Source organism: Plesiocystis pacifica SIR-1, assembly GCF_000170895.1.
In the GTDB taxonomy this organism is placed as follows: Bacteria; Myxococcota_A; Polyangia; order Nannocystales; family Nannocystaceae; genus Plesiocystis; species Plesiocystis pacifica.
On the sequence record NZ_ABCS01000022.1, the window covers coordinates 112,694 to 119,562 of the forward strand.

The following is a 6,869-nucleotide window of genomic DNA, read 5'->3' on the forward strand; positions in this document are numbered from 1 at the left end:
GACTGCCAGTTCCTATCATCAGTCCCAATGTCCGCGACCCCACACGCGAACGACGCGGAGCTCCTCGACGCCTGGCGCGAGGGCGAGGGCGCGGCGGGGGAGCAGCTGTTCGCCCGCTACTACACTTTGGTCGAGCGCTTCTTTTTGAACAAGGTCGGGCCCGAGCGGGTCGCTGACCTGGTCCAGGACACCTTCATGGCCTGCGTCGAGGGGCGCGATCGCGTCCATGACCCCAGCCGCTTTCGCGGCTACATGCTCAGCGTCGCCTACAACGTGTTTTGCAAGCACCTGCGCGGGCGATACCGCGAGGGCGTGCAGGTCGACCTCGACGACACCTCGCTGGTCGAGCTCGAGCCCAGCCCCAGCGCCGTCGTGGCCGCGCACAAGGAACAACGCCTGCTGCTCGAGGGGCTCCGGGCCATCCCCGTCAACTATCAGGTCGTGCTCGAGCTCCACTACTGGGAGCAGCTCTCGACCCGAGAGATCGCCGCGGTGCTCTCGGTGCCGGCGGCGACGGTGCGCAGCCGGCTGCAGCGAGCCCGCGACGCCCTGGAGGCGGCGATGGCCAGCATCGCCCGCTCGCCGGCGCTGCTCGAGAGCACCGTGACGCGGCTCGAGGACTGGGCCCGGGCGTGCGGGGCCGAGCTTCAACACACGCCCTCTCGAGCCTGAGCGGGGCCCCGAGCGCGCCATGAACCTCGACGAGAGCACCGCGTCCATCGACGCCTCGGGGGGATCGGCGTCGACCTCAGCTCCCGCCGCAGCGCCGCCCCCCGCGGACAACCTCGCGGGGACGCTGCGCCGCGAGCAGGTGTTCTCGCGCCTGTTCGCCAAGCCCGAGGCCTCGGTGAGCCTCGGCCGCTTCGTGCTCCTCGAGCTCATCGGCGCCGGCGGCATGGGGGAGCTCTACGCCGCCTACGACCCGGACCTCGACCGCAAGGTCGCCCTCAAGCTGGTCCGGCCCGAGCGCAGCGCCAGCGCCGTCGCCGAGCAGAGGCTGCTGCGCGAGGCCCAGAGCGCCGCTCGTTTGTCCCACCCCAACGTCGTGCCGATCTACGAGGTCGGCACCGTCGACGGCCGCATCTTCGTGGCCATGGAGTTCATCCGCGGCCAGGACCTCGCCGCCTGGCTCAGCCAGCCCCGGGGCGCCCTCGAGATCCTCGCGCGCTTCATCGCCGCCGGCGAGGGCCTCGCGGCCGTGCACCGGGCGGGGCTGGCCCACCGCGACTTCAAGCCGGCCAACGTGCTGCTCGGCGAGGACGGGCGCGTGCGCATCGTGGACTTTGGCCTGGCCCGCGTCACCGACTCCAGCTCGGGCTCGGGCTCGGGCTCGAGGCTGCGCTCGAGCCTCGAGTCCGGCGACTCCGGCTCCCAGCCCGACGCCGAGCTGCCCAGCGCCAGCGCCAGCTTGCTGCGCTCGACCGTCTCGACCCTGACCGCGCCCGGGGCCCTCGTCGGCACGCCGCGCTTCATGGCCCCCGAGCAGTGGCGCGCCCGACGAGGGGACGCGCGCAGCGATCAGTTCAGCTTCTGCGTCGCGCTCTACGCCGCGCTCTACGGCGTGCACCCCTTCCCGGCCCGCCGCGGCGACCAGCTGCTCGCGGCCATCTGCGACGGCACCCTGACCAAGCCCGCGCGCAACGCCGCCCTGCCCCAGCGCCTGCGCGAGGCCATCATCCGCGGGCTCGAGGCCGACCCGGAGGATCGCTGGCCGAGCATGGAGCCGCTGCTGCGCGAGCTCGAGCGGCCCCTCGCGCGGCCGCGCAAGCGCAAGCTCGCGGCGCTGATCGGCGGGGTCGGGGCCCTCGCCCTGGCCGTCGGCGTGGGGGTCGGTCTGCTGGCCACGGAGCGCGGCGATCCCTGCGCCCTCGACGACGACGCCCTCGCGGGCACCTGGGACGCACAGATCCAAGCGGAGCTGAGCCAGGCCTTCACGGCCACGGGCAAGCCCTACGCCCAGACCAGCGCGGCGACGGTCAGCCTGGCCCTCGACGAGTGGTCGACGGGCTGGCTCGACCAGCGCGAGCGCTCGTGCCGGGCGACCCACGTCGAGGGCACCCAGTCGACGGCGCTGCTCGATCGCCGCACGGCCTGCCTCGAGCGCCAGCGCCGGGCCTTCGCCGGCGTGGTCGGGACCTTCGTGGGCGCCGACGCCCCCTTGCTGTCGAAGGCCGAGGACATGCTCGGCGCCCTCCCCCGCCTCGACGAGTGCGCCCACGCGGCCCTGCTCGACGCGCCTCACCCCTTGCCCGACGCGCCGGAGCTGCGCGCGGCGATCCTCGACGACTACGAGCGCCTGTCCGAGGCCGAGGCCCTGCGCCGCGCCGGCGAGGTCGACCGCTCCCAGGCCAAGATCGCCGGCGTGCTCGCCCACGTCGACCAGCTCGACCACCTGCCCCTGACCCTCGCCGCGCGCGGCGAGCAGGCCCGCAACCTGGCCCTGACCGACGTCAGCTCAGCCGTCGAGCGCATGCGCGAGACCGCGGCCGTCGCCGAGCGCGAGGGCCTGCTCAACCTCGAGGCCGAGCTGCGCGTGGACATGGCCCGCAACGCCGCGGGCGACCTGTCCAAGCCGACCCTCGAGGGCTGGCTCATCGACGACGCCGAGCTGGCCCTCGCCCGCCTGGGCCAGCCCGAGGACGAGCGCGCCCTGCCCCTGCTGGCCGCCCGCGCGCGCTTGCTCGAGCAAGCCGGCGACTACGAGGGGGCGCTCGCGCAGATCGAGGCGGCCCTCGAGCGCGCCGCGACGCTGGAGGCCGCGCCCAGCCAGCGCGCCTCGCTGCGCCAGCAGCAGGCCAACCTCAACCGCCAGCTCGGGCGCTTCGACCTCGCCGAGGCCATCTACCTCGAGCTCATCGAGGAGCTGCGCGCCCGCTGGGGCGACCGCAACCTCCTGCTCGCGGACCTCGAGTACAACCTCGGCGTCCTCGCCCTCGACCGCGGGGACTTCGAGGCCGCCCGCGCGCGCCTCGACCGGGCCCGCCAGATCACCGACGCGAGCCTCGGCGCCGACTCCCTCGAGTCCGCCCAGGTGCGCTTCGTGCTCGCCAAGATCGACCTCAGCACCGGCGACTTCGAGGCCGCCGAGGCGACCATCGAGGGCCTGTTGCCCGTGCTCCGCCGCCACCACGGCGAGCACCACATGCAGACCGCCCGCGCCCACGAAGCCCTCGGCGTGGTCCGCTTCTACACCGGGGACCTCGACGGCTCCCTGCTCAGCTACCGCACCGCCCTGCCGACCTTCGAGCGCGTGCTCGGCCCCGACAGCGACGCCCTCGGCCTGCTGCACAGCAACATCGGCGAGTCCCTGCTCGGCCTGGGCCGCGTGGACGAGGCCGCCGCCGCCTTCACCCTCGCCCTCGACACCCTCGCCCGCGCCCTGCCCGAGGACCACCCCTACTTCGGCGTGCCGCTCAAGGCCCGGGGTCAAGCCCGGCTCGAGCTCGGGGAGATCGCGGGCGCTCGCCGGGACCTCGAGGCCGCCCGCGCCCTGCTCGAGCGCAACGGCGACGAGCCCATCGAGCTGGCCGAGACCCGCCTGGCCCTCGCCCGCGCCGCCTTGCTCGAGCCCGACCCCAACCCGCAGCGGGCCCGCGCCCTCGCCCAGGCGGCCGAGCTCGCGTTCACCGAGCTCGGCCTCGAGGACCGGGCCGCCGTCGCTGCGACCGTCGCCCCATGACCCGCGCCCTCGAGCTCCAGCCAATTCGGATCCGACACCCACACCCTGGACACTCGGTCCAGGACACGCCGGCCAAGAGGCCGGTGACCCCATCCAGGACACACAACCATGAGCAACACCTACTTCGACGTCGACCTCACCATCGGCTCCACGAGCTCCGACCTCACCTGGGGCTACCCCGGCATCCCCTCGGCCGAGGAGGACCGCGACCCCCTGGTCCTGACCTTCGACCAGGGCACCCACAACGGCGGCAGCACGGTCTACACCCACGTCCGCGTGTCGATCCACCGCGGCGTCTGGCGCGACTGCGGCTCCTCGGGCAGCGGGGACTCCAACGACCGCATCTACGCCCTGCCGGCCGAGGGCCAGGGGAGCTGGCAAGCCTTTTGCGTCCACGCCGACACCAAAAAACGCGGCCGCTGGCACGACCCCAAGATCAAGATCATCAACAAGGACGGCACGGGGCAGTACGCCGACCCCGGCTCGGCCCCCGGCTGCACCTGCTGAGCACCGCGCTGCCCCTCGCCCCAACGCGCGGGCGAGGGGTACCCTGACCCCGTGATGGTGGATCGGCTCCGACTCCCGCGGCATTGCGAGGCCTGCGGGCTGCGCCTCCAGGCGACCGACGAGCACAGCATCGAGACCATCCTGCCCAAGCGGAACACGGGGCGCGCCTACACCCTCGGCGACACGATCGTCCTCCCCGACTCCGCCGTCTCGATTCGCCGCTCCGGCTTTCGAGCTGGGCTCCGCGAGCTCGAGCGGCTCGACGATCTGTGGTTCCTGCTGCTGTGGCAGTGCCCCGAGTGCGGGGCCGACAATGGGCTCAGCCTGCGCATCCTCGAGTCCGTGCTGGTCGCGGCCGAGTCGGCCACCCTGGGCCGAGCGGCCCTGTGCCGCGCGCACTTCCTGGACCAGGAGATCGGCAACGGCGAGGTCCAGCGGATCTACCGTCGGGTCTACCCCGACGAGGACGGCGACATCGTCGAGCTGATGCAGCTCGAGTGGATGCTCGAAGACCTGTGCGAGGGCCGATAGCGCGACGAAGACAGGGGAGCTCCACGGCTCCCCTGTCTCTGTGCGACGCTCCCTGCCCCACGCCGCCCACGACTCAGCGGCTCACAGGCAGCTGGACTGCCACGGCCCGTTGCAGGCCGCCTGCTGCGAGTAGTCGTAGGTGCCGAACTGCCCGCTGGGGTAGGTGTCGTCGACCACCGTGAAGTTGGCGACGACCTGGCTGTTCGAGGTGTCGGTGATCGTGATCTCCGTCTGGGTCGTGTCGTAGAGCACCTCGACGTCGTAGACCCGGTTGTCGATCCAGCCGGCGGTCGTCGTCTCGGACTGGTCCATCAGCACGGTGACGTTGGGCGTGTCCGCGTCGCAGGCGAAGTCGTTGCCGGTGTAGGCGTCTTGGCGGTCGACCAGCTTGACCACGATGCCCGCGTTGCCGCAGCCCTGGTTGGCCTGCTTCCAGCCCAACATGTAGAACTGGTCCTCGCTCTGCCAGCCCCACACGAAGCCCATCCAGTCGTCGTCGGAGGTGGTGTTCACGGACATGGTGCCGGTGATGCGCACGGACTCGTGGACGATGGGGCAGATGTAGGCCGTCGGGTCCGAGTTGCTCGTCGTGCAGGTCGTGGTCCCGTCCGCCGAGAAGCTGTGCGCCGCCGGGGCCCCGAGGAAGCCGACCGCCTCGCACTCGGCCTCGGGCACGCCGCCGAGGATCCACGACTTGTCCGTCAGGTGCACCGTCAGGTCGTCCGTGCCCATGTTGCCCAGGCCGTCCGTCGCCGTGACCGTGTAGGTCGTGATGTCCGTCGGCATCGCCACCGGGTTCGGGATGTTCGGGTCGCTCAGCGTGTCCGCCGGGGTCCACGCGAAGGTGTAGTTCCCGTCTCCGCCGAAGGCCGTCGCCATCAGGTCCGCGCTCCCGCCGACCGTCGTGTCGACGCAGCCAGGGACGGCGTCGGGGCAGACCACCCGGGCCGCGTCGCCGTCGTCGCAGTCGTTGCCCGGGGCCACGCCCATGCCGGGGTTGCTCTCGCCCCAGCCGTCGTCGTCCGCGTCCGACATGCACGCGTTCGGATCGTCGATCTCCGCCGCCCCAGGGAAGGTCGTCGCGCTCGAGTCGTCGCAGTCCGTCCCGTTTTGCGAGCCGGGGTAGGTCATCTCGGCGTTCATGTCGCCGTAGCCGTCGTCGTCGATGTCGGCGGTGCACAGCTCGGGCTCTTGCTCCGCCGCGCCCGGGTAGACGTCGGGGTTGTCGTCGAGGCAGTCGTTGTCGCCCTCGACGTAGCCCTCGGGCGGCTCCTCGCCCGGGACCACCTCGACGCAGTTTTGGCCGCCGGCGCCGTCTTGGTCGGCGTCCTCGCACCACAGCGTGCAGTTGAACACGTTGGCGTCGGCGTCGTTGCAGTCGGTCCCGGGGATGGTCGTGCCGACCGGGGCCGAGTCGCCGTAGTCGTCGTCGTCCTCGTCCTGCATGCACGCGTCGGGGTCGTCGTTGGGCGCCGCCCCCGGGAAGGTGTTCGCGCTGGTGTCGTTGCAGTCCGAGCCCGGGACCGCGTTGGAGTTGCTGGGCATCTCGTCGCCGAAGTCGTCGCCGTCGGCGTCGGTCATGCACGCCTCGGGGTCGTCGTTGGGCGCCGCGCCTGGGAAGGTGTTCGCGTCGTCGTCGTCGCAGTCCTCGCCGTTGGACTGCGGCACGCTGCCCGCCGGCGGGTCCTCGCCCGCGGGCACCTCCTCGCAGTCCTCGGGGTCGCCGTAGCCGTCCATGTCGTCGTCGGCGCAGTAGGTCTCGGGATCGCCGGTGTCGGTCTCCGTCTCCGTGGTCGTGCCCTGGTCGGCGGTCCCGGTCTCGGTGTCGTCCTCCATCGTGCCTTCGGCGGTCTCGTCCGCCGTCTCGTCGGTCTCCTCCGAGCCGACCTCGTCGGCGTTGCCCGCGGGCACGCACTCCCCCTTGCCGAGGCCGTCGTCGAGGCAAGGGTCGCCACACGCGGCGAGGATCAGAGACAGAGAACAAGCCGTACCAAGGCCAAATCGGGTAGCGATGTTGCGTTTCATGGATAGCGCTCCAAGGAATTCTCTCCGGATCATACGTGTCGAATTGCATGGGCTGGATCCCCAATCATTCACGCCGCGAAGCTTTTGAAGGCTCCGCGGCGCGAGTCAAACCAACACGGAAAGGGAG

At 71.9% G+C, this 6,869-nt stretch carries 5 protein-coding genes; 4 read left to right on the forward strand and 1 reads right to left on the reverse strand.

The features are described 5' to 3' along the window. Positions 1 to 27: 27 nt before the first annotated feature. From PPSIR1_RS13960 to PPSIR1_RS13975, 4 genes are all read left to right on the forward strand, one after another. Positions 28 to 672, forward strand: coding sequence for an RNA polymerase sigma factor (locus PPSIR1_RS13960; RefSeq protein ID WP_006971730.1), 645 nt, complete (start codon positions 28 to 30; stop codon positions 670 to 672). Positions 673 to 691: 19 nt separating this feature from the next. Next, positions 692 to 3,679 carry a protein kinase domain-containing protein gene (locus PPSIR1_RS13965; RefSeq protein WP_006971731.1) on the forward strand — a complete coding sequence of 996 codons (2,988 nt, stop codon included), beginning with the start codon at positions 692 to 694 and terminating at the stop codon, positions 3,677 to 3,679. A gap of 108 nt (positions 3,680 to 3,787) precedes the next feature. Continuing rightward, positions 3,788 to 4,186 carry a hypothetical protein gene (locus PPSIR1_RS13970; protein WP_006971732.1) on the forward strand — a complete coding sequence of 133 codons (399 nt, stop codon included), beginning with the start codon at positions 3,788 to 3,790 and terminating at the stop codon, positions 4,184 to 4,186. Positions 4,187 to 4,237: 51 nt separating this feature from the next. Then, positions 4,238 to 4,717 (forward strand): hypothetical protein, encoded by a 480-nt coding sequence (locus tag PPSIR1_RS13975; protein ID WP_157595531.1) that lies wholly within the window; start codon positions 4,238 to 4,240, stop codon positions 4,715 to 4,717. Positions 4,718 to 4,798: 81 nt separating this feature from the next. Here the strand turns inward: PPSIR1_RS13975 and PPSIR1_RS13980 are convergent, their stop codons facing one another. Beyond that, a complete protein-coding gene (locus PPSIR1_RS13980) occupies positions 4,799 to 6,742 on the reverse strand; it encodes a hypothetical protein (protein ID WP_086001311.1) in 1,944 nt (647 codons plus the stop codon). Positions 6,743 to 6,869: the final 127 nt, after the last annotated feature.

Coding starts and splice junctions, on each gene's coding strand:
- PPSIR1_RS13970 (WP_006971732.1), top strand. CDS start 3,788: ATGAGCAACACCTACTTCGACGTCGACCTCACCATCGGCTCCACGAGC.
- PPSIR1_RS13965 (WP_006971731.1), top strand. CDS start 692: ATGAACCTCGACGAGAGCACCGCGTCCATCGACGCCTCGGGGGGATCG.
- PPSIR1_RS13980 (WP_086001311.1), bottom strand. CDS start 6,742: ATGAAACGCAACATCGCTACCCGATTTGGCCTTGGTACGGCTTGTTCT.
- PPSIR1_RS13960 (WP_006971730.1), top strand. CDS start 28: ATGTCCGCGACCCCACACGCGAACGACGCGGAGCTCCTCGACGCCTGG.